Here is a 22,252-nt window from a genome sequence, read left to right as displayed (position 1 = left end):
CGATGCCGAACGGCAAACCGAACATCCTGGTCATCTGGGGCGATGACATCGGGATCAGCAACCTGAGCTGCTACAGCATGGGGCTGATGGGGTATCAGACACCCAATATCGATCGCCTGGCCAGGGAAGGCATGCTGTTCACCGACGCGTACGGCGAACAGAGTTGCACGGCGGGCCGTTCGGCATTCATCACCGGGCAGAGCGTCTACCGCACGGGCCTCTCCAAGGTCGGCTTCCCAGGCGCCGACGTCGGGCTGCAGGCCGAGGATCCGACAATCGCCGAATGCCTGAAACCGCTCGGCTACGCCACCGGGCAGTTCGGCAAGAATCACCTCGGCGACCTCAACAAGTACCTGCCGACCGTGCACGGGTTCGACGAGTTCTTCGGCAACCTCTACCACCTCAACGTGGAAGAGGAACCCGAGCTCCCGGATTACCCGAAGAAGAAACAGTTTCCGATCCTGGCCGACCTGCAGCGGCCGCGCGGAGTGATCCACTCCTGGGCCACCGATGAGGTTTCCACCGAACCCGACGATCCGAAGTACGGTCCGGTGGGCAAGCAGCGCATCGAGGACACCGGACCGCTGACCAAGAAGCGGATGGAAACCATCGACGACGACACCACCGACGCGTGCGTCGACTTCATCCGGCGCCAGGTGGCCGCCGACACACCGTTCTTCGTGTGGATGAACACCACCCACATGCACCTGCGGACCCACACCAAGCCGGAATCGGTTGGCCAGGCAGGTGTTTGGCAGTCGCCGTACCACGACACGATGATCGACCACGACGGTCACGTCGGAAAGCTGCTCGACCTACTCGACGAATTGGGCATCGCCGAGGACACCATCGTCATCTACTCCACCGACAACGGCCCGCACGCCAACACCTGGCCCGACGGCGCCACGACACCGTTCCGCAGCGAGAAGAACACCAACTGGGAGGGCGCCTTCCGGATTCCGGAGCTGATCCGCTGGCCCGGAAAGATCAAGGCGGGCACCATCTCCAACGAGATCATCCAGCACCACGACTGGTTCCCGACCTTCCTGGCCGCGGCCGGGGAGCCGGACATCATCGACAAGCTCAAGGCGGGACATCCGGTCGGGGACAAAAACTTCCACGTCCACCTGGACGCGTTCAACCTGCTGCCGTATCTCACCGGCGAAGTCGACGAGAGTCCACGCAAAGGCTTCATCTACTTCTCCGATGACTGCGACGTACTCGGATTACGTTTCCACAACTGGAAAGTCGTTTTTCAGGAGCAGCGCTGCCAGGGCACGCTGCAGATCTGGGCGGAGCCCTTCACACCGCTACGGGCGCCCAAGATCTACAACCTGCGCACCGACCCGTACGAGCGGGCCGACATCACGTCGAATACGTACTACGACTGGTGGCTCGATCACGACTACATCGCGTTCTACGCCGGGGCCATCGTGACGCAGTTCCTGGAGACCTTCAAGGAATTCCCGCCCCGTCAGGAGGCCGCGTCGTTCACCATCAACCAGGCGGTGGCCAAGCTGCACGCCTTCCTGGCGGCCGACTAGATGCTGGAGTCCTGGAACAACGGGCCTACGAAGGCGGTGATCGTCGACTTCGTAGGCCGCGTCACCGCCGAGGTTGCCCCCGAAGAACGCGTCGCGGTGTTCGACAACGACGGCACGCTGTGGTGTGAGAAACCGGCGTACATCCAGCTGGACTTCCTGGTGCGCAGGCTCGCCGAGCAGGCCGCCGCGGACCCGGCGCTGGCCGCCAAGCAGCCGTACCAAGCGGCCGCCTCCGGCGATCTCGGCTGGTTCGGCGATGCCGTCACAAAGCATTACAACGGCGACGACTCGGCACTCAAAGTCCTTGCCGGGGGCATCCTTTCGGCTTACGCCGGGCTGCCCGTCGAAGAACACGCCGAGCAGGTCAAGGCGTTCTTCGCCCGTGGCCAACACCCGACGCTCAAGCGCCCATACACCGCCTGCGGGTACGGACCGATGGTCGAACTGTTGCGCTACCTTGAGGCGAACGGCTTTACCACCTACATCGCATCCGGCGGCGGGCGGGACTTCATGCGTCCTGTCACCGCTCAGATGTACGGCGTACCACCGGAACGGGTCATCGGCAGCTCGGTCGGGCTCGACTTTGCCGATGGTCACCTCAAGACCACCCCCACACCGGAGTTCTTCGACGATGGCCCGGTCAAGCCGGTGCGCATCTGGGGTCGTATCGGGCGCCGACCGATCTTCGCCGCGGGCAACTCCAACGGCGACATCGAAATGCTCGAATACACCAGCGCGGGGCCAGGCCCGTCGCTGAGCATGCTGCTGCGCCACGACGACGCGGAGCGCGAATTCGATTACACCGCAGGCGCGGAGAAGGCGCTGGCACTGGCCGGCGAACGCGGGTGGACGGTGGCCAGCATGCGTGACGACTGGTCCCGGATCTTTGACTGAGTCCGATGCCGGCCTGGTCTGGATACCGGCACAGACCACCGTGCTCGGTTCCGACCGGCATTACGCCGAGGAAGGTCCCGCTCGGCCGGTCAGCACCGACGGCTTCTGGATCCAGTCGCATCAGGTGACAAACAGCCAGTTCGCGCAGTTCGTTTCAGCCACCGGCTACATCACGCTCGCCGAGCGACCGGTCAGCGCCGCCGATTTCCCCGATGCCCCGCCGGAGAACCTGGTGCCCGGCTCAATGGTGTTCCAGCGGACCACGGGCCCGGTGGATCTGCGACACCTGAACCTCTGGTGGACCTGGACGCCGGGCGCATGCTGGAACCATCCGCGCGGGCCACGATCGTCACTGCGCGGGCGCGAGACGCATCCCGTGGTGCACATCTCCTATGAGGATGCCGAAGCCTATGCCCGCTGGGCCGGCCTGGCGCTGCCCACCGAGTCAGAGTGGGAGACAGCCGCGCGCGGCGGCCTTTCCGGGGCGGCCTACACATGGGGCGACGAGCCGGAGCAGCCCGGTCAACGGCTGGCCAACTACTGGCACGGCCAGTTTCCGTATCTACCCGAAACGGGTTACGGCACAACCAAACCGGTAGGCAGCTTCCCGCCCAACGACTACGGCCTGTTCGACATGGCGGGCAATGTCTGGGAGTGGACCAGCGACTGGTACGGCGCTGACCGGACCACGCAACCCTGCTGTGCCGCAGATAGTTTCGATCCCGATCAGCCTCAGTTCGACATCGGCCGCAAGGTGATCAAGGGCGGATCGTTCCTGTGCGCCGACAGCTACTGCATGCGCTACCGGCCCGCGGCCCGGCGGCCACAGATGGTGGACACCGGCATGAGCCACATCGGTTTTCGCTGTGTCAGACGTCTGCCGCAGGCCGGCCCCCGCTGAACCTGCGGTGCGGCTCAGGCCAGCTGTGGGTCGGCGGCAATGCTGTCGTCGTCGACGAACACCAAGCCACCGTCGTCGAGGTTGACAGCCCACCGCCGGGCCGGCCCGACGATCTGTTCACCGGCGATCTCGACTGCGGTCCCTGCCAGATCCGCGAAGTCCTCGACGACCACCCCGTGCAGGGCGTCGTCGGTCCCGGGATACACCGTGACCGGTGTACCTACAGTTATTTGACCGGCAACCTGCTCCGGTCCGCTGTCGTTAACCCCCGCCACGGCATCTTCTGGCATTCCGCACCTCCCCAATTGTCGACGAGTGCAACCGAGTACATCACAAACACCTGCGATCGGCTCGTTTTCGTTTCTTCTTCATAGTCACAATGCAGATACGCCAGGCAAACAGACAAATCGAAAAGTGAATGGTTTGTCGGACAAATCGGCACAGAAACCGGCGAAGTGATGCCGACCGTCGCAGTCGGACACCCATAGCGATCACAGTCCCATTCATCGGCGGCAACGGCAGACAGATTTGCCATTGTTTATCTCTACGCAGGCTGCAGATTTCTAGCAGATTGCTGCCCGCCAATCAGCCAAACCACACAGCAGCGCCCAGTTCTTGTGACGGGCACGTGCGGGACAGTCCGGCGAGAGGTCGTGCAGACGCCGAGGTCGACGCGGAAGGCCAACGTCGAGGCCGGCTCGGCGAACCGCGCACCAGCGGCCACCCCATGAAACTCGCCGGGCGCAGCCGCCGAACCTCGAGCGTGCGTGACGCTAAGGTCAGCGCAACGGCGGGAAAGGCGGCATGGACAACCAATTCACGCTCACCCAAAGACGCGCGTTGGCGGTCATCACCGTCATCGCGCTACTGGCCGGTGCCTACTTCCTGCGCAGCTTCTTCGTCCTGATCGTGATGGCTGCCGTCAGCGCCTATCTGTTCTCGCCGCTGTACCACCGGTTACTGCGCCGGTTCGGAACCGGGGTATCGGCCACTCTGACGTTGCTGTGGGCCATGTTGCTGTTGGTCGTGCCGGTGTCACTGCTGGTCTTCCTCGGGATCGTGCAGGTCACCCAAATGGTCAACGCGGTCAGCAACTGGGTGGCCGCAACCGATCTGAGCACCCTGGGCTCCCGCACCCTCGATCTCATCAACTCGCTGCTGGAGCGTGTGCCGTTCCTGCACATCCACGTCACGGCGGAATCGTTGCGCGAGACCATCGTCACGGTGTCTCAGCACATCGGCCAATGGCTACTCGGCGTCCTACAGGGGGCTGTGGGAGGGATGGTCGGCGCCATCACGGCAGCGATCATCTTCCTGTATGTGTTCATCTCACTGCTGGTCAACCAGAACGGTGTGCTGACCCTCATCCGTCAGCTCAATCCGCTCGGTGAAGAGATAACCGACCTGTACCTGGCCAAGATCGGAGCCATGGTCAAGGGCACGGTCAAGGGTCAGTTCGTGATCGCACTGTGCCAGGGCCTCGCCGGCGCGATCTCGGTCTACATCGGCGGCTTCCACGAAGGGTTCTTCGTCTTCGCGATCCTGCTGACCGCGCTGTCGGTGATCCCGCTCGGCGGCGGCATCGTGACCATCCCGTTCGGCATTGGGATGGCGTTCTTCGGCAATGTCACCGGCGGCATTTTCGTGGTGGTGTGGCATCTGCTGGTGGTCACCAACATCGACAACGTGCTGCGTCCGTTCCTGGTACCGAAGGCCGCACGGCTGGACCCGGCACTGATGCTGCTGGCTGTTTTCGCCGGCATCTCGATGTTCGGCTTCTTCGGCCTCGTGATCGGCCCGGTGCTGATGATCATCATCGTCACCACCGTGAGCGTCTATCTGGCGGTCTACAAAGGTGTCGAACTGGAGGCGCCCGAGGCCGAAGCACCCCGTAAGCGGCTGTGGTCCCGGCTGCGCGCCGCGGCGGCCAAAGCCACGAACCCGCCTGCCGAAGCGCACGCCCCGGACACCAAACCCGCTACGCCGGCGTCAGACAAGCCCTGAGCGTGCCTGTCAGCGCTGTACGGGAAGTGGCGACTGCCTTTGCGTCGCTGCTGCCAGCGTATGGAACTCATCCGTACTGCCGGCGCCCGTGATGGCGATCTGGGCCGGGCCGCTCAGGCGCGTCGTCCACACCGGCTCGGGGTTCTCGCCTTCGTAGACCACCCAGGTGACACCGTCGACGTTCTGTGTCCCCGACGGATAGGCGCCCGCCTTGATCGAGGCCACCAGCGCGGTCTCGTCGGCGTTGCTCTGGGTCAGGCTCAGGTAGGCCCCGGTGGGAGTCAAGTAGCCGACCCGGGACAACACCGCACGCCCGTGCTGCCCGTCCGGCAACGTGAGGCCGCCGTCGATGCTGCCGCGACTACCGGAGTTGGCCTGCCAGCCCTGGGGCAGCTGCGGTACCCGCAGTGGGATCTTGAGCGCATCGGCGTCGGCATGCAATCCGGCGACCGCGTCGTACACCGGCGCCGGACCACGGCCCGGTCCGTCGGTCGCCAACGAGCACATGCCCAGCAGGCCGGCGAGCACGATGCACGCCAGTACCAGCGGCGCCATCGACCAGAACATGTCCCGGCCGTCCTGCAGCAACCGCGACTTTTCCGGCTTCGGGACCGGTGTGGGCTGGGTGGTCATGGTTGCAGTATCCCAGCTCCCCGAACCCCGTCCCGTTCTGGGAGAATCACGCCATGAGTCCCACGCGGGGCGAAGCCCCTGATCGCAACCTTGCCCTTGAACTTGTCCGGGTCACCGAGGCGGGAGCCATGGCCGCAGGCAGGTGGGTCGGCCGCGGTGACAAAGAACGCGGTGACGGCGCCGCCGTCGACGCCATGCGGGAGCTGGTCAACTCGGTCTCCATGCGCGGCGTCGTGGTGATCGGCGAGGGCGAGAAGGACAACGCCCCGATGCTCTACAACGGCGAGGAAGTCGGCAACGGTGACGGCCCCGACTGCGACTTCGCGGTCGACCCGGTCGACGGCACCACCCTTCTGAGCAAGGGCCTGCCCAACGCCATCTCCGTGCTCGCGGTCGCCGAGCGCGGGGCGATGTTCGACCCGTCAGCCGTGTTCTACATGAACAAGATCGCCGTCGGCCCCGAAGCCGCCGACGCCATCGACGTCAACGCCTCGATCGGCGAGAACATCCGCAAGGTCGCCAAAGCCAAGCGCCTTTCGGTCGAGGACGTGACGGTCTGCATCCTCGACCGGCCGCGCCACGAGCAGCTGATGGCCGACGTTCGCGACGCCGGCGCCCGGATCCGACTGATCACCGACGGCGACGTCGCCGGCGCGATCGCGGCCTGCCGGCCCAACTCGGGCACCGACATGCTGGCCGGCATCGGCGGCACCCCCGAGGGCATCATCGCCGCCGCTGCCATCCGCTGTATGGGCGGCGCGATCCAGGCGAAACTGGCGCCCAAGGACGACGCCGAGCGGCAGAAGGCCATCGACCGGGGCTATGACCTCGACGCGGTGCTGGGCACCGACCAGCTGGTGTCCGGCGAGAACGTCTTCTTCTGCGCCACCGGCGTGACCGACGGCGACCTGCTCAGGGGCGTGCGCTACGCCAGCGGTGGGTGCACCACGCAGTCGATCGTCATGCGGTCCAAGTCCGGCACCGTCCGGATGATCGAGGCCTACCACCGGCTGTCCAAGCTCAACGAATACTCCGCCATCGATTTCATCGGTGACGCGTCCGCCGTCCGACCCCTGCCGTAATCCACCGCACAATCAAAAGGGAGCACATGACCATCGACAGCGCCGTCGAGTACCGCATCGAACACGACACCATGGGCGAGGTCCGGGTGCCGGTCAACGCCCTGTGGCGGGCGCAGACGCAACGCGCCGTGGAGAACTTCCCGATCTCCTTCCGCGGGCTGGAGCGCACCCAGATCCGGGCGCTGGGTCTGCTGAAGGCGGCCTGCGCCCAGGTCAACAAGGACCTGGGTCTGCTGGCCCCGGAGAAGGCCGACGCGATCATCGCCGCAGCCGGCGAGATCGCCGACGGCCTCCACGATGACCAGTTCCCCATCGACGTGTTCCAAACCGGTTCGGGCACCAGCTCGAACATGAACACCAATGAGGTGATCGCGTCGATCGCGGCCGCGGGCGGCGTGACGGTGCATCCGAATGACGACGTGAACATGTCGCAGAGCTCCAATGACACGTTCCCTACCGCGACGCACATCGCGGCCACCGAAGCCGCTGTGCGCCACTTGATCCCGGCGCTCGAGGTGCTGCACGAGTCGCTGGCCGCCAAGGCCAAGCAGTGGCGCACCGTGGTGAAGTCGGGCCGCACCCACCTGATGGATGCGGTGCCGGTGACGCTCGGCCAGGAGTTCGGTGGCTACGCCCGCCAGATCGAGGCGGGCATAGAAAGGGTGCGGGCGACGCTGCCCCGACTGGGTGAACTGGCCATCGGCGGCACCGCCGTCGGCACCGGACTCAACGCGCCCGACGGCTTCGGGGCCAAGGTGGTCGAGGTGCTGGTGAACGAGACCGGGCTGGCCGAATTGCGTACCGCCATCGACTCTTTCGAGGCCCAGGCGGCCCGCGACGGGCTGGTCGAGGCGTCGGGTGCGCTGCGCACCATCGCGGTGTCGCTGACCAAGATCGCCAACGACGTGCGGTGGATGGGCTCGGGGCCGCTGACCGGCCTGGCCGAGATCCAACTGCCAGACCTGCAACCGGGCAGCTCGATCATGCCGGGCAAGGTGAATCCCGTTCTGCCCGAGGCGGTTACCCAGGTGGCCTGTCAGGTGGTGGGCAACGACGCCGCCATCGCCATGGGTGGAGCCTCAGGAGCTTTCGAACTCAACGTGTACATCCCGATGATGGCGCGCAATCTGCTCGAGTCGTTCACGCTGCTGTCCAACGTGTCCCGACTGTTCGCCGAGCGCTGCATCGACGGCCTGGTGGCCAACGAGGCACACCTGCGCGAGCTGGCTGAATCGTCGCCGTCCATCGTGACGCCGCTGAACTCCGCGATCGGCTACGAGGAGGCCGCCAAGGTCGCCAAGCAGGCCCTGAAGGAAAAGAAAACCATCCGTCAGACGGTCATCGACCGCGGCCTGATCGGCGACAAGCTGTCGGAGGAAGAGCTGGACCGGCGCCTCGACGTGCTGGCCATGGCGAAGGTCAAGCAGGGCGACTAACTTTTCCCCCGCGAGCAGACGCTCAAGTCCCTCGACACGCCGGCGTCGGGAGACCTTTGCGTCTGCTCGCCCGAGTTCTCGCGCCAAACATGGCACGGATGTGACTTTGGTCCTCGCGAAAAGGTCTTTCGGCTTACCCTCTCGGCCTGTCCGGCTACGTACGGTTTGACCATGCCGTACGTGATCGGAACAGCATGTGTCGATGTCATGCACAAAGCTTGTGTCCTGCAATGCCCGGTGGATTGCATCTACGAGGGCGCGCGTTCGCTCTACATCAATCCCGATGAGTGCGTGGATTGTGGGGCATGCCGGCTGGAGTGCGACGCGGGGGCGATCTACTACGAAGCCGACCTGCCCGAGAACCAGCGACAGCACCTGGCGGACAACGCCGCATTCTTCACCGAGATTCTCCCGGGCCGCCATGCCCCACTCGGTTCCCCAGGTGGCGCCTACGCACTCGGCCGGATCGGCGTGGACACGCCGCTGGTGAGCGCGCTACCACCCCAAGCGTCCTGACCGCCGAGAGCCGGGCCGGTTCAGCTCGGTCTGGGAGTGACGGCTTCTGACGACTCAGCGGCGGGCGCCGATCGGCCGACGGCGCCGAAACGCCTTGTGCGCCTCGACCGCAACGAGAATCGTCGCGGCGACGAGGATCGCGCGCACCCACGCCTCGGCGCTGATCGGCTCGATACCCAGCACATGCTGGAACGGTGGCAGATACATCGCGGAGACGTGCAGGGCCAGTGCCCCCAGCGATGCCCAGAACAGGAACGGGTTCGACCACGGGCTAAGGGTTAACAGCGACCGATCCTGCGAACGCGCGTTGCCGACCTGAAAAACGTTGAACAGCACCAGGGTTGCCAAAGCCACCGATTGTGCCGCAACGAGTGAGCCGTCCCGGCTCAGCTGCCACTGGAACATGAACAGCGCCCCGGCGGCCATCACCATCCCGACAATCACGGTGCGTTCCCACATCGCCGCCGACAGGATGCCTTCGCGCCGGGGGCGTGGCGGTCGCTTGAGGGCGTCGCGGCTGCCGGGCTCGAACGCCAGGGCAAGATCCTGCACGCCGTTGGTGACCAGGTTGAGCCACAGGATCTGCGCGGGAACCAGCAGCATCGGCCAGCCCAGCCACAGGGCTACGAGAACCGCGACTGTCTCGGCGAGCGCCGTGGACACGAGGAAGAACGTGACCTTGCGGATGTTGGCGAACGCGATCCGGCCCTCTTCGATCGCGGCGACGATGCTGACGAAGTTGTCGTCGGAGAGCACCATGTCGGAGGCCTCGCGGGCGACATCGGTGCCGCCCCGCCCCATCGACACCCCGATGGCCGCTGCCCGCAGCGCCGGGGCGTCGTTCACACCGTCGCCGGTGACCGCGACGACGTGTCCGCGGTCCTGCAGGGCTCGCACGATACGCAACTTGTCGTTCGGCGATACGCGGGCATACACCGAAACCTCGTCGACGACACCACGTAACGCGTCGTCGTCGAGATGCGCGAGGTCGGCGCCCGTCAACACCCGCGCGTTCGGCTCGTCGAGGATACCGAGCCGCAGCGCGATCGCCCGGGCCGTGATCGAGTGGTCACCGGTGATCATCGCAACGCGCACCCCGGCCTGATGACAGGCGTCGATGGCTTCGCGAACCCCGTCACGCGGAGGATCCATCATGGCCTGGAAGCCGAGCAACACCAGCTCCTCGGGATCCGGCCGGTCCCCCGGCCCCGGTTGGGCTTTACCGGCGAGCGCGTGCACGGCGTGCAGATGCAGTCTGCGGTAGGCCATGGCCAGCACCCGAAGTCCGCGTCCGGCGAGTCTGCGGGCCTCGGCATGCGCGGCGTCGGCGTCCAGCGCAACTGGGCCGCCGTCGGTGAGCACCGACGCACACATTCCGATGACCTGCTCGGGCGCGCCCTTGACGAACACCACGCGCCCGCCCTCGTAGTCCCGGAAGGTCGCCGAGTACCGCCGGTGCGATTCGAACGGGATCTCGGCGACCAACTTGTGGGCTGCGCGGGCCTCGCCGGCATCGATACCCGCGCTGTCGGCGGCGACGAGCAACGCCACCTCGGTGGGATCGCCAGACGATGACAACCCCTCAGGCGTGTGCACTAGGTCGGCCTCGTTGGTCAGCGCCCCGGTGAGCAGGGTCAGCCGCAGCGGCTCGCTCGCGCTGCGGAGGTCGTCGGGAGCGTTGTACTCGCGCCCGCCGGCCCAAACCGACTGCACCGTCATGCGATTCTCGGTCAACGTTCCGGTTTTGTCCGATCCGACGACGGTGGTGCTACCGAGCGTCTCCACCGCCGGCAGCCGGCGCAGCACAGCGTTGCGGCGGGCCATGCGGGTCACCCCGATGGCGAACGTGATGGTCATCGCCACGGGCAGGCCCTCGGGTACCGCGGATACGGCAAGCGCCACCGCGACGCGGAACATGTGGGCGACCGACTTCCCCAGCATCAGACCCGAAACGAACGCGATCGCCGACGCGGCCAACACGGCGACGCCGACGATATGCGCGAACTTCGCCATCCGGGCTTGTAATGGCAGCTCGCCGGCCTGCTCGGTGCGGATGAGTCCGGCGATCGAGCCGAGTTCGGTGACGCCGCCGGTGGCCACGACATACCCGCGACCGCGGCCACTGGCCACCATCGTGCCGGTGAAAGCCATCGATGCGCGATCGGCGGCGATCGCGCGCTCGCCCACGGCGGACGTGCTCTTGGTCACCGGCAACGACTCGCCGGTCAGCAGAGACTCGTCGATGGACAGCGCGTTGACGGCAGACAGCCGCAGATCCGCGGGTACCCGACTCCCCGACTCCAACACCACGACGTCGCCGGGAACGAGCTCCCGGCTGTCGATGTCCCATTCCTGGCCGTCGCGCACCACCCGGCAGTGCGGCACCACCAGCCGCATGAGCGCCCGCACCGCGTCGGCCGCCCGGCGTTCCTGATACACGCCGATAATCGCGTTGAGCAGCAATGCCACCACGATCAGTAGCGTGTCGAGCAGTTCGCCCATCACCAGTGTCACCGCAGCAGCAACCACCAGGATCAGGATGAAGGTGTTGGAGAACTGCTGCAGAAAGATCCGCAACAGCGACGGCGGCGACTCGGCCCGCAACTCGTTCGGTCCGTAGCGCGTCAGCCGAGCAGCGGCTTCGACGGCCGACAACCCCTGCGGTGCGGTGGAGAATGCCGCTTCGACATCGCCGACGGGTTGAGCATGCCACGGCAGCTTCACCTGAAGTTCGGCATCGTCGACCGCGGATGCGCCTGGGTCTCGGGATTTTTCGATCATTACCTGCAACGTTATTGGCAGACGCCCGCCGTCGACGAGGGCTAAAGGTCATCCGAATGACCATGCGGCTGAGGACTTTCGTCTCTGCTGCCGAGCAACGCCGGTCCGAAACGATGAGGACGAGGGAAGAAGGTGGGCAAAATGTCCTGCGGTGAAACACAATACGGGATCGTCGTCGGTGTCGACGGTTCGGTCGAATCCGACGCCGGCGTGCGGTGGGCGGCTGGGGAAGCCGCGATGCGCGACGTACCGGTGACGTTGATATACGGCATCGCGCCGATGGTCGTCAGCTGGCCTGTAGGTCCGGCGCAGGCCAGTGTCTCGGAGTGGCAGGAGAGCAACGCGCAGCAGGTTCTCGATCAGGCCCGTAAGACGCTCGAAACCGCTGTGATTGACCCGAATTCGTTGAATGTCGCTACCGAGATCCGGCATTCGCCGATCGTGCCGACACTGGTCGACATGTCCAAGGATGCGCGGATGGTGGTGGTAGGCGGCCACGGCAGAGGTGCACTGGGCCGGTTGCTGCTCGGATCAGTCAGTTCAGGCGTGCTGCACTACGCACACTGTCCGGTCGCGATCATCCGCGCAGACGCGGCTCCGGACCGCCATGCACCCGTGGTCTTGGGTATCGACGGATCTTCGGCAGCGGAGTCCGCCACCGCGTTGGCCTTCGATGAGGCATCACGTCGCGGGGTGGATCTCGTTGCGCTGCACGCGTGGTCCGACGACACGGTGTCCTCGATCCTCGGCGCGGAATGGCCTGACGCCGAACGCGGAAGGCAACTGCTCGCCGAACGCCTCGCCGGTTGGCAGGAAAAGTATCCCGACTTAAAGGTGCGCCGACGCCTTGTGCGCGACCAACCTGCCCGGTGGCTGCTCGACGAAGCACGCAATGCCCAGCTGCTCGTCGTCGGGAGCCGCGGCCGCGGCGGATTCGCCAGAATGCTGTTGGGGTCAGTCGGCTCCGCGGTGGCGCACGCGGCGGCCGTCCCGGTGATCGTGGTCCGAGACTAACGGGGCGCAACCCACGGATCCAGGGACTTTCTGCCCTACTGAGCCGACCCGACCGGCGGCACCGTGAAGAGGTGAGCAGTAGCTTTCCCGACTCCGAGACGCTGCGAACCGCGTTGGCTTTGGCGGTTCGGGCTCCGTCGGTGCACAACTCGCAACCGTGGCGATGGCGGGTCGCCACACATAGCCTGCACCTCTACGCCGATCCGTCACGGCATCTCTCCGCGACCGATCCCGACCGCCGCGATCTGCTGATCAGTTGCGGCGCGACGCTGCATCACTGCGTCACCGCTCTGGCCCGACTGGGCTGGAAAGCCACGGTGCACCGGATTCCCGACCCTGGCCACCCGGACCATCTGGCGGTACTCACCCTGGCCCCGGCGGTGCCTTACGAGGCCGACATCGCGATGGCCACCGCGATTCCACGGCGCCGTGCCGACCGCCGGCATTACAGCGGACGGGAGGCCAACGCTGCTGACATCGCCCTGCTGGGCGCCCGGGTAGCCAGGGCCGGGGTGACGTTGCGCCGAGTGGAATGTCTGACAAGCCTCAATACGATTGTGAAACAAGCGGTTTCCCGCCACATTGAAGACCGCGCCTACCTGAGCGAGCTGAACCGGTGGAGCGGTCGCTATGCGTCGCTGGCCGGAGTACCCGCACACAACACCCCGACATCGGATCCCGACGCGCCCATACCGGGTCGATTATTCGCCGGTCCGGTTCTGGCGCAACCACCCAACAGTCCGGGCTGTACCGACCATGCCGTGGTGCTGGCGCTCGGCACCCGCGACGACGACACCCTGGCCCGGCTACGTGCCGGTGAGGCCACCAGCCTGTTACTGCTCGCCGCCACGAGCGCAGACATGGCGTGCTGCCCGATCACCGAACCCCTGGAGATCACCGAGACCCGAGCCGCATTGCGGGAGGAACTATTCGACGGGCGCGAGTACCCGCAGGTGCTCATCCGGGTCGGCCGGGTCGCCGAAGATGCAGCGCCGCTGCCCGCGACCCCGCGCCGCACCCTGCGAGTCTAAGCCGGCAACGGCACCGTCCAGCGCAGCACTGTGCCACCGCCGGAACGACTTTCGATGCTCAGCCGGCCACCGGCCGCCTCGGCCCGGTTACGCAGGTTCGCCAATCCGCTTTCGCTGACCGCACCCGTGATACCGCATCCGTTGTCGGTCACCACAATGCTCAGATCGTCGGCCACTTCCACCCGCACGGTGAGTTCGGTTGCCGCGGCGTGCCGTACCGCGTTGCTGACCGCCTCCCGCACGACCGCCTCAGCATGGTCGGCAAGCACCGCGTCGACGACCGACAGCGGGCCGACGAACTGAGTGGTGGTGTGCAGACCACTGTCGGAGTACTGCGCCAACACCTCGTCGAGCCGTTGACGCAGCCGCGTCGTCCCCGCCGAACGCCCATGCAGGTCGAATATGGCCGTGCGGATCTCCTGGATCACCGCCTGCAGGTCATCCACGCTTTCACCCAGCCGCCGCTGCACATCTGCTGAGCGGGCCCGAGAAATCGTCCCCTGCAGCGCCAGACCCACCGCGAAAAGCCGCTGGATCACGTGGTCGTGCAGATCGCGGGCGATGCGTTCGCGATCGGAAAGAATTTCCAGCTCCTGAACGCGGCGCTGAGAACTGGCGAGCTGCCAGGCCAATGCGGCCTGGTCGGCAAATGCCGCAGCCATGTCCATCTGCTCGTCGGTGAAGGCCTGACCGCCCTCGGTACGCAAAGCCACCAGCACGCCTGCCACCGTGTCGGTGGTGCGCAGCGGCAACACCAGCGCCGGACCGACGAATCCGCACAACTCGAATCGATCGGGGCGCTGCGACCGGCCCACCCGGAAGACCTCCCCGACAGCCGTGCCCGCCACCGGAATCGACTCGGTACCGCAGCCCCGCACCGCACCGGCGGTGGCAGCCACCAGCAGCGTGGCGACGTCGCCGCGGTCGGCCTCGGTGTCGGCCGGCACGGCGACCACCGTGCCGTCGGCCCCGGTCAGCTTGAGGGCCTCGTCGGCGACCAGCCGGAACACCCTTGCTGGATCCGTACCGCCGAGCAGCTCGGTGCCGATGTCCCGGGTGGCGGCGATCCAGGCCTGCCGGGCCCTGGACTGCTCATAGAGGCGGGCGTTCTCGATGGCAATGCCTGCGGCGGCCGCCAGCGCCTGCACCAGCACCTCGTCGTCCTCACTGAAGGGCTGGCCGGTCATCTTGTCTGTGAGGTAGAGATTGCCGAACACCTCGTCACGGATCCGGACCGGGACACCGAGGAACGTCCGCATCGGCGGGTGGTTCGGCGGGAACCCCACCGACGCCGGGTGCAGGCGGATGTCATCGAGCCGGATGGGCTTCGGATCGTCGATCAGCACGCCGAGCACACCGCGTCCCTCGGGCAGATGCCCGATGTTCGCCCGCACAGCGTCGTCGATGCCCTCGTTGACGAACTGCGTCAGCTCATGAGCGTCGCCGCGGACACCCAGGGCACCGTAACGGGCGTCGACCAGTTGGATCGCGGTGTGCACGATGGTGCTGAGCGTGACATCGAGCTCGAGCCCTGAGGTCACCGCCAGCATCGCCTCGACCAGCCCGTCGAGGCGGTCCCGACCGGTCAGCATCTGCTCGACCCGCTCTTGAACCTCGGTCAGCAATTCACGCAATCGCAACTGCGACAGCGTTCCTCGCAGATCGTCGGCCACCCGACCAACCTAGCCGGGTCGGTCCAGTTTGGAGACGAAGACTGCAGCCTGAGTCCGTCGCTCCATGCCGAGCTTGGCCAGTAAGCGCGATACGTAGTTTTTCACGGTCTTCTCGGCGAGGAACATCCTGGCTGCGATCTGCTTGTTGGTCAGGCCTTCGCCCAGCAGCTCCAACAGAACGCGCTCCTGCTGGGTCAGGCCTGACAGCGGGTCGGCACGCTCGGCGTTGCTGCGTAGCTTGGCCATCAACGCCGCGGCCGCCCGGTTGTCCAGCAGGGACCGGCCGGCGCCGACTTCCTTGATGGCCTGCGCGAGCTCCATCCCCTTGATGTCCTTGACGACGTAGCCGCTGGCACCGGCGAGGATGGCATCCAGCATCGCCTCGTCGGAGGTGAACGAGGTCAACATCAGGCATCGCAGATCGGGTATGCGCGACAACAGCTCCCGGCACAGCTCGATGCCGTTACCGTCGGGCAAACGCACGTCGAGCACCGCGACGTCTGGCGCGCTCGCGGGTACCCGGGCCAGGGCCTGCGCCACCGAATCCGCCTCACCGATCACTTCCAACTCCGGGTCGGCACTGAGAAGATCGATCAGGCCGCGGCGTACCAGCTCGTGGTCGTCAACCAGGAAGACTCTGATCATCTCCCGAGTCTCACCGCTGCCGGGACTGATCGCAACAGCATGACGAATCCCTATGCGATGGTGAGGAAGTCAGTGACAGGCCGGCGCGGGGTCGGCGGCGGCACCTCTTCGAGCACCGGGGCGAGCCCGATCCGGACCAGAACCTGTGGGCAGGCGTCCCGACCGATCAGGGTCGCGACGATGTCACGGCTGGCATGCAGCTCGGTCATCTGCGTCACCGGGCAGGTCGCCAGGCCTGACATCGTGGCCTCCAACAGCACCATCGACAGCGCTTCACCGCCGTCCAACGCGTCCGCGCGGCTGAAGCCGTCGGTCGACAGCACAACGACACGTGCCGCGTCGTCGGCGATGGCCAGGCGCCGATCGGTGTGAGCAGTGACGGGGAACGCCCGGGACAGCGCAACGCGTTCGCTTTCGGCCGCCGAGACCAGCGCGCTCTGAGGGATGCCATCCTTTGTCGCGAAAGGCGTTGTCCACCAAGCCAGATCAGCGTGGTAACCGGAGTCGTAGAGCCGCAGGGACTCGCTGAGCATGGCGGCCTCGGCCACCTCCGACCGCATGTCGTCGGTCAGCACGTCCAAGTGCACCGGCCCGGTGTCCAGCCAGGTCCGCAGCATCGGCTCGAAGGATTCCCAGTCCGGTGGCGCGGCCAGCGGCAGCCGGTCGGTGCGACGGGCCAGAATCGCGTCGGCGCGCCGCCGGTGAGCATCGGTAACGAAACCCAGCGGGCTGAACTGCAGCGTCGCCAGGTGGTCCGGGTGACTCGGGTCGGGGAACCGCTCGACGTCGGCAGCCCAGCCGGCGGCGGCCATAGCGACCACGACATGGTCCAACATCACCCCGCAGCTGATGACAGCCTCCCGCGCCGAACGGTCCGTGGAGCGCACCACCCGTTCCGGATCGAGGTGCAGTTCCAGGTCGAAGCTGCTTGCGCTGCTTGTGTCCGCGCCGGAGGTGTACACCCACCGCCATGGTTGAGTGTTGTGCAGCGAGGGGGCACGCGAGGCCAGCTGAACGGCTTTGACGATGGTGGCGCTGTCAAGCATGGTGTCGGGCATGCCACCAGCGTCGTCCCCGACGCGCGATCGGGTTAGGGTCTTTGGTCCTCTAGCGGGTGCGACGCGTGTCTCACCGACTTACGCCCCGTTGTTCACCCCACCGGAGTTGGCACCGGGGATGTCGGTGATCGGGAAGTTCGGCATCGGTGCCGGCGACGGCGTCGCCGGCAACTCCGGGATGACGGCGGGCGGAATGTCCTGCAGGCCGTTGACGGGTGGACCGTTCTCGCGGCTGCCGTAGCTGGTGCCCGGCTCCCGGGGCCCGAGGAGGTGGGTGACCGTCACCAGGTGGTAGTCATTGGCCTTGAGCACCGGGATGAACTGCTGTACCAGATCGACGGTGGATGAGTAGGTGTCGTGGAAGAGCACCACCGAGTTGGGCTTGATCTGAGTCATCAACATGTACCGGGTGGCCGCGGTATTCGAGTCGTTGGCCCAGTCGAACGGGATGACGTCCCAGTTGATGTCGGCCAGCCCCTGCTTCTTGGCCTCAGCCAGCACCGCGTCGTTGATCAGCCCGCCTGCGGTGCGGAACAGCTTCGGCCGCTGACCGGTCGCCGCCTCGATGGCATCGCTGGCCTTCGACAGCTGTGACGGGATGTCTTCAGGCGGGATGGTGGTCATATTGGGGTGCTCCCAGGTGTGCTGGCCGAGCTCCATGCCTGCCTCGACCACCCGCTTGGCACCCGCCGGGTTGGCTGCGACCTTGTTGCCGATCTCGAAGAAGGTCGCCTTGGCGTCGTTGTCCTGCAGGATCTTCAACAGCCGATCGGTGTACGGGCTGGGGCCGTCGTCGAACGTGAAGGCGACGCACTTCTCCACCGCACAGTCGACATCGTCGGCCGAGGCTTTCCGGATGTGACCCGTGAGCGCACCACCGACGAGGACCACCACGGCGACGAAAATACCGACGACGGTCCACCGCCACGCCTGGCTGTCGGGAAGTCTCGCCACCCCGGCAGCCTACCGGCCGCGTGATTTGTGTGCGTTTACCGGCGCTCACCGCCGGTAAACGCACACAAATCACTCAGGGCAGGGCGCCGGGGCTGTACTCCTCCAGCATCTCGGTGACCAGCGCGGCGATCGGCGAGCGTTCGCTGCGCTGCAACGTGATGTGGGCGAACAGCGGGTGGCCCTTGAGCTTCTCGATCACCGCCGCGACACCGTCGTGCCTGCCGACCCGCAGGTTGTCCCGTTGTGCGACGTCGTGAGTGAGCACCACGCGTGAACCTGCGCCGAGCCGCGACAGCACCGTCAGCAAGACGTTGCGTTCCAGCGACTGGGCCTCGTCGACGATGACGAACGAGTCGTGCAGCGAGCGGCCGCGGATGTGGGTCAACGGCAGCACTTCGAGCATGCCGCGGGACAGCACCTCGTCGAGCACTGCCGGGCTGGCCAAGCCCTCCAGGGTGTCGAAGACGGCCTGTGCCCACGGGCCCATCTTGTCGCTCTCACTGCCGGGCAGGTAGCCGAGATCCTGGCCACCGACCGCATAGAGAGGGCGGAACACCACGACCTTGCGCTGGGTACGCCGTTCCAGCACGGCCTCCAGGCCCGCGCACAGCGCCAGCGCCGATTTGCCGGTGCCGGCCTTACCGCCCAGCGAGACGATCCCGACGGACTCGTCGAGCAGCAGATCCAGTGCGACGCGTTGTTCGGCTGACCTTCCCCGGAGGCCGAACACTTCGCGGTCACCGCGGACCAGTTGCACACGTTTGTCGGCATTGACCCGGCCCAGCGCATGCGAGCTTCCGCCCAGCAAGCGAATTCCCGTGTGGCACAGCAGATCGCGGGCCTCGGCCAGATCGATCTCACCGTCGGCGAACAGGGTGTCGATGTCCTCGGACGCGACATCCATCTCGGTCATCCCGGTCCAGCCCGAGACCACGACATCCTGGGCGTGGTACTCGTCGGCCGCCAGGCCAACCGCGCCGGCCTTGACCCGCAGCGGAATGTCCTTGCTCACCAACGTCACTCGTTTGCCCTCTGCCGCCAGGTTGGCTGCACAGGTCAGGATGCGAGAATCGTTGCTCTCGGTGCGGAAGCCGAGCGGCAACACGGTCGGATCGCTGTGGTTCAGCTCGACTTGCAGCGTGCCGCCCTGTGTCCCAACGGGTATCGGCTGGTCCAGCCGTCCGTGTTCGAGCCGCAGATCGTCGAACATCCGCAGCGCCTGCCTGGCGAACCAGCCCAGCTCATGGTGATGCCGTTTGGCTTCCAGTTCGCTGATGACAACCAGCGGAACCACCACCTCATGCTCGGCGAACCGCGTGCATGCCCATGGATCGGACAGCAACACGGAGGTATCGAGCACATAGGTACGGACAGGCAAATCAGTCACGTGGCGCTCCTAGAGGCGAAGCTCGTTACGCGGCCCCACGCGAACTTCTCGGTGGACGCTGCGGCACCAGGACCGGGGCCGGTCCTCTCGCAAAGAAAACGATCGGTACCGTCCGGACAGCAGAGCATGTCGCTAGCCATCGGAATCGACGCTACTCCCGCCACGGCGGGTTTGCTGATCGGCGCGCCGCGCGCTTGGCGCCCAACGTGTTACGTGCTGATGAACTCTTGGAGCTGGTCCTCGCCGGCCAGACCCCATGCGGTGATCCGGTCGGAGATCACCTTGCGCAACGCGGCCTTGTCGAAGATGCCGGACTCGGCCACCAACGCGACCTTGTCCTGGTAGGCGTCGATGTCGGCACCGATGACGTCGAGCTCGTTCGCACGGGAGGCGATCGCCGCGACGGTCTCGTCGCGGTGCTGCTCCAGCACGTACGACACGAGGTTGGCGAAAAACTCCTCGTGCCGCTTCTCGTCGCCGGCGATCCGGCCCATCAACGACGCGAGCACCGGCTCGTCGGCCTGCGCCTGCAGGTTGCGGCAGTAGACCGCGTGGGCGCGCTCGAAGAACGCCATGAACACCAGCGTCTCGATCTGACTGAAGGTGTCGGCCCGATAGCCCTTCATCACGTGCTCGACGCGGACGTCCTCGTTGGCGGTCGGGTCGATCTCACGCGTGACCACCAGGTAGTTGCGCAACGCGACTGCGTGCAGATGCTCCTCGGCGGTCCAGCGACCTAGGAACCGGCCCCACTTCTCCTCGAGGATGAAGTGTTCGACCAGCTCGCGGTGGTACCCGGCGAGGTTGTCCTTGGTGATCAGGAGGATCTCCAAAGCATCGGTGACGTTCTTGGGCAGGGTCACCTGAGAGGGATCCCAATCCCGTCCGCCTAGGAACGCGAAGTTCTCGCCCTGGTCGAACGGCACATAGTCGTGGGCATACCAGAGATCCTCGGAGTCAATGTGGCGGCGTAGTTCGGCCGTCACGATTGGCTCGAGCTCGAGGGTCAGCGCATTAGGGACAGGTTTCTGTGCCATGGAGTAACTGTAACCCTAGTTCACATGTTTCTCGAAATCGGATCGGTGGCGTGTCGCGAGTCCTGTCAGAGCGTCAGACCCGGGTACAACGGGTTGGCCTCGAGCAGCTCAGACGACGCGGCGTGGACACGCTCGGCGGTGCCATCAGCCAGCTTGTACTTAGCTTTGGAGGAACCGTCGGGCTGTGTGTTGGACAGCACCTCGACGATGAGTTCAGCCACCCGGTCGAAGTCGTCGGCGTCGAATCCACGGCTCGTAAGCGCCGGGGTGCCGAGCCGCACACCGCTGGTGTACCAGGCGCCGTTCGGGTCGGCCGGGACAGAGTTGCGGTTGGTGACGACGCCTGCGTCCAGCAGCGCCGATTCCGCCTGGCGGCCGGTCAGACCGAACGACCGCACGTCGAGCAGCACGATGTGGTTGTCGGTGCCGCCGGTGACCAGCCCGGCGTCGCGCTTGGTGAAGCCGTTGGCCAGGGCCTGGGCATTGTCCGCGACCTGCTGGGCGTACGACTGGAACGCGGGTTGGCGCGCCTCGGCTAGCGCGACAGCCTTGGCGGCCATCACGTGCGACAGCGGCCCGCCGAGCACCATGGGGCAACCCTTGTCGACCGCGGGCGCGAACTCCTCGGTGGCCAGCACCATGCCGCCACGCGGCCCACGTAGCGACTTGTGCGTCGTCGTGGTGGTGACGTGCGCGTGCGGCACCGGATCCTCGTCACCGGTGAAGACCTTGCCGGCCACCAGACCGGCGAAGTGTGCCATGTCGACCATCAGCGTCGCACCCACCTCGTCGGCGATCTCGCGCATCTTGGCGAAGTTCACCCGCCGCGGGTACGCCGAGTAGCCGGCGACCAGGATCAGCGGCTTGAATTCGCGGGCAGCGGCGGCGACGGCGTCGTAGTCGAGGAACCCGGTCTCGGGGTTGGTGCCGTAGCTGTGCTGATGGAACATCTTGCCGGAGATGTTGGGCCGGAAGCCGTGGGTCAGGTGCCCTCCGGCATCCAGCGACATACCGAGCAGCCGCTGATTGCCCAGCTTGTTGCGCAGGGTCTCCCAGTCGGCCTCGGACAGGTCGTTGACATGCTTGGCGCCGAGGTTAGCGAGCTCCGGCGCTTCCACGCGGGTGGCCAGGATCGCCCAGAACGCAACGAGATTGGCGTCGATGCCAGAGTGCGGCTGCACGTAGGCGTACGGTGCGCCGAACAGTTCGCGGGCGTGCTCGGCGGCCAGCGCTTCGACGGTGTCGACGTTCTGGCAGCCGGCGTAGAAGCGGTGCCCAACGGTGCCTTCGGCGTACTTGTCGGAGAACCAGGTGCCCATCGTCAGCAGCACGGCCGGTGACGCGTAGTTCTCACTCGCGATCAGCTTGAGCGAATCTCGTTGGTCGGCAAGCTCTTTGCGGGTTGCTGCGGCGATCCGGGGCTCGACGGACTCGATGACCCGCAGCGCGGCCTGATAGGCGGCACTGGCGGTGTCGGCGTAATCGGCGCCAGAGGCCGCGGGCACAGAAGATGAGGTGGACGACGAGTCTGCTGCCATGGGATTGAGCCTAGTCGGAGCGGCTGTGGGCATTGACTGCACCCGTCAGCACCCCAATGTGGCCCCTACCGCGCCCCGTGCGTCACTCCAGCGTGACACTCGACGCCGGCAGCCACTCCAGCGT

The 22,252-nt window shown here is 66.1% G+C and carries 19 protein-coding genes; 9 read left to right on the top strand and 10 right to left on the bottom strand.

From position 1 onward, the window contains the following. Positions 1-2: 2 nt before the first annotated feature. From B133_RS0101190 to B133_RS0101180, 3 genes are read left to right on the top strand one after another with little or no spacing between them, the layout of a single operon-like run. A complete protein-coding gene (locus B133_RS0101190) occupies positions 3-1,544 on the top strand; it encodes an arylsulfatase (RefSeq protein WP_018598876.1) in 1,542 nt (513 codons plus the stop codon). Beyond that, positions 1,545-2,438, top strand: a complete 894-nt coding sequence (locus B133_RS0101185) for an HAD family phosphatase (RefSeq protein ID WP_018598875.1) — start codon at positions 1,545-1,547, stop codon at positions 2,436-2,438. After that, the gene (locus B133_RS0101180; RefSeq protein ID WP_018598874.1) at positions 2,431-3,339 is read left to right on the top strand and encodes a formylglycine-generating enzyme family protein; all 909 of its coding nucleotides are present in this window, start codon (positions 2,431-2,433) and stop codon (positions 3,337-3,339) included. The genes B133_RS0101185 and B133_RS0101180 overlap by 8 nt, the downstream gene beginning before the upstream one ends. A 14-nt stretch (positions 3,340-3,353) precedes the next feature. Here B133_RS0101180 and B133_RS0101175 read toward each other — a convergent pair whose 3' ends face one another. After that, positions 3,354-3,629, bottom strand: a complete 276-nt coding sequence (locus B133_RS0101175; protein ID WP_198290966.1) for a hypothetical protein — start codon at positions 3,627-3,629, stop codon at positions 3,354-3,356. A 514-nt stretch (positions 3,630-4,143) separates the two neighbouring features. Here B133_RS0101175 and B133_RS0101170 point away from each other — a divergent pair. After that, on the top strand, positions 4,144-5,343 hold the full coding sequence (locus B133_RS0101170) for an AI-2E family transporter (RefSeq protein ID WP_018598872.1): 1,200 nt from the start codon (positions 4,144-4,146) through the stop codon (positions 5,341-5,343). Positions 5,344-5,352: 9 nt separating this feature from the next. On the opposite strand, the gene B133_RS0101165 is transcribed toward B133_RS0101170, so the two are convergent. After that, a complete protein-coding gene (locus tag B133_RS0101165) occupies positions 5,353-5,976 on the bottom strand; it encodes a DUF4245 domain-containing protein (protein ID WP_018598871.1) in 624 nt (207 codons plus the stop codon). A gap of 53 nt (positions 5,977-6,029) precedes the next feature. Here B133_RS0101165 and glpX point away from each other — a divergent pair, with 53 nt between their 5' ends. From glpX to fdxA, 3 genes are all read left to right on the top strand, one after another. Next, a complete protein-coding gene (gene glpX / locus B133_RS0101160; RefSeq protein ID WP_036418855.1) occupies positions 6,030-7,058 on the top strand; it encodes a class II fructose-bisphosphatase in 1,029 nt (342 codons plus the stop codon). A 26-nt stretch (positions 7,059-7,084) separates the two neighbouring features. Then, a complete protein-coding gene (locus B133_RS0101155) occupies positions 7,085-8,494 on the top strand; it encodes a class II fumarate hydratase (protein WP_018598869.1) in 1,410 nt (469 codons plus the stop codon). Positions 8,495-8,665: 171 nt separating this feature from the next. Further along, positions 8,666-9,010 carry a ferredoxin gene (gene fdxA, locus B133_RS0101150; protein WP_018598868.1) on the top strand — a complete coding sequence of 115 codons (345 nt, stop codon included), beginning with the start codon at positions 8,666-8,668 and terminating at the stop codon, positions 9,008-9,010. Between the two features lie 54 nt (positions 9,011-9,064). Here the strand turns inward: fdxA and B133_RS0101145 are convergent, their stop codons facing one another. After that, entirely contained in the window at positions 9,065-11,791 is a 2,727-nt protein-coding gene (locus B133_RS0101145) for an HAD-IC family P-type ATPase (protein ID WP_018598867.1), read from the bottom strand. Between the two features lie 141 nt (positions 11,792-11,932). Between B133_RS0101145 and B133_RS0101140 the strand changes: the two genes are divergently transcribed. Together B133_RS0101140 and B133_RS0101135 are read left to right on the top strand one after the other, a co-directional pair. Continuing rightward, on the top strand, positions 11,933-12,805 hold the full coding sequence (locus tag B133_RS0101140) for a universal stress protein (RefSeq protein ID WP_018598866.1): 873 nt from the start codon (positions 11,933-11,935) through the stop codon (positions 12,803-12,805). Between the two features lie 71 nt (positions 12,806-12,876). Beyond that, positions 12,877-13,836, top strand: coding sequence for a hypothetical protein (locus B133_RS0101135; RefSeq protein ID WP_018598865.1), 960 nt, complete (start codon positions 12,877-12,879; stop codon positions 13,834-13,836). Here B133_RS0101135 and B133_RS0101130 read toward each other — a convergent pair. The 7 genes from B133_RS0101130 to B133_RS0101100 form a co-directional block, all read right to left on the bottom strand. Continuing rightward, complete coding sequence (locus tag B133_RS0101130; RefSeq protein ID WP_018598864.1) at positions 13,833-15,509, bottom strand: GAF domain-containing sensor histidine kinase; 1,677 nt, start codon at positions 15,507-15,509, stop codon at positions 13,833-13,835. The genes B133_RS0101135 and B133_RS0101130 overlap by 4 nt on opposite strands. A 9-nt stretch (positions 15,510-15,518) precedes the next feature. Continuing rightward, complete coding sequence (locus B133_RS0101125; protein WP_018598863.1) at positions 15,519-16,154, bottom strand: response regulator transcription factor; 636 nt, start codon at positions 16,152-16,154, stop codon at positions 15,519-15,521. Between the two features lie 50 nt (positions 16,155-16,204). Further along, positions 16,205-17,212 (bottom strand): NAD(P)H nitroreductase, encoded by a 1,008-nt coding sequence (locus B133_RS0101120; RefSeq protein ID WP_018598862.1) that lies wholly within the window; start codon positions 17,210-17,212, stop codon positions 16,205-16,207. Between the two features lie 78 nt (positions 17,213-17,290). Beyond that, positions 17,291-18,166, bottom strand: coding sequence for a polysaccharide deacetylase family protein (locus B133_RS0101115; protein WP_018598861.1), 876 nt, complete (start codon positions 18,164-18,166; stop codon positions 17,291-17,293). A gap of 73 nt (positions 18,167-18,239) precedes the next feature. Next, the gene (locus B133_RS0101110; protein ID WP_026255826.1) at positions 18,240-19,553 is read right to left on the bottom strand and encodes a PhoH family protein; all 1,314 of its coding nucleotides are present in this window, start codon (positions 19,551-19,553) and stop codon (positions 18,240-18,242) included. 209 nt (positions 19,554-19,762) lie between these two features. After that, the gene (locus B133_RS0101105; protein WP_018598859.1) at positions 19,763-20,590 is read right to left on the bottom strand and encodes an acyl-ACP desaturase; all 828 of its coding nucleotides are present in this window, start codon (positions 20,588-20,590) and stop codon (positions 19,763-19,765) included. Positions 20,591-20,655: 65 nt separating this feature from the next. Continuing rightward, positions 20,656-22,128, bottom strand: coding sequence for a glycine hydroxymethyltransferase (locus B133_RS0101100; protein ID WP_018598858.1), 1,473 nt, complete (start codon positions 22,126-22,128; stop codon positions 20,656-20,658). Positions 22,129-22,252: the final 124 nt, after the last annotated feature.

The sequence above is a fragment of the Mycobacterium sp. 155 genome (genome assembly GCF_000373905.1).
Lineage (GTDB): Bacteria > Actinomycetota > Actinomycetes > Mycobacteriales > Mycobacteriaceae > Mycobacterium.
This window is presented reverse-complemented; position numbering and strand designations above follow the sequence as displayed.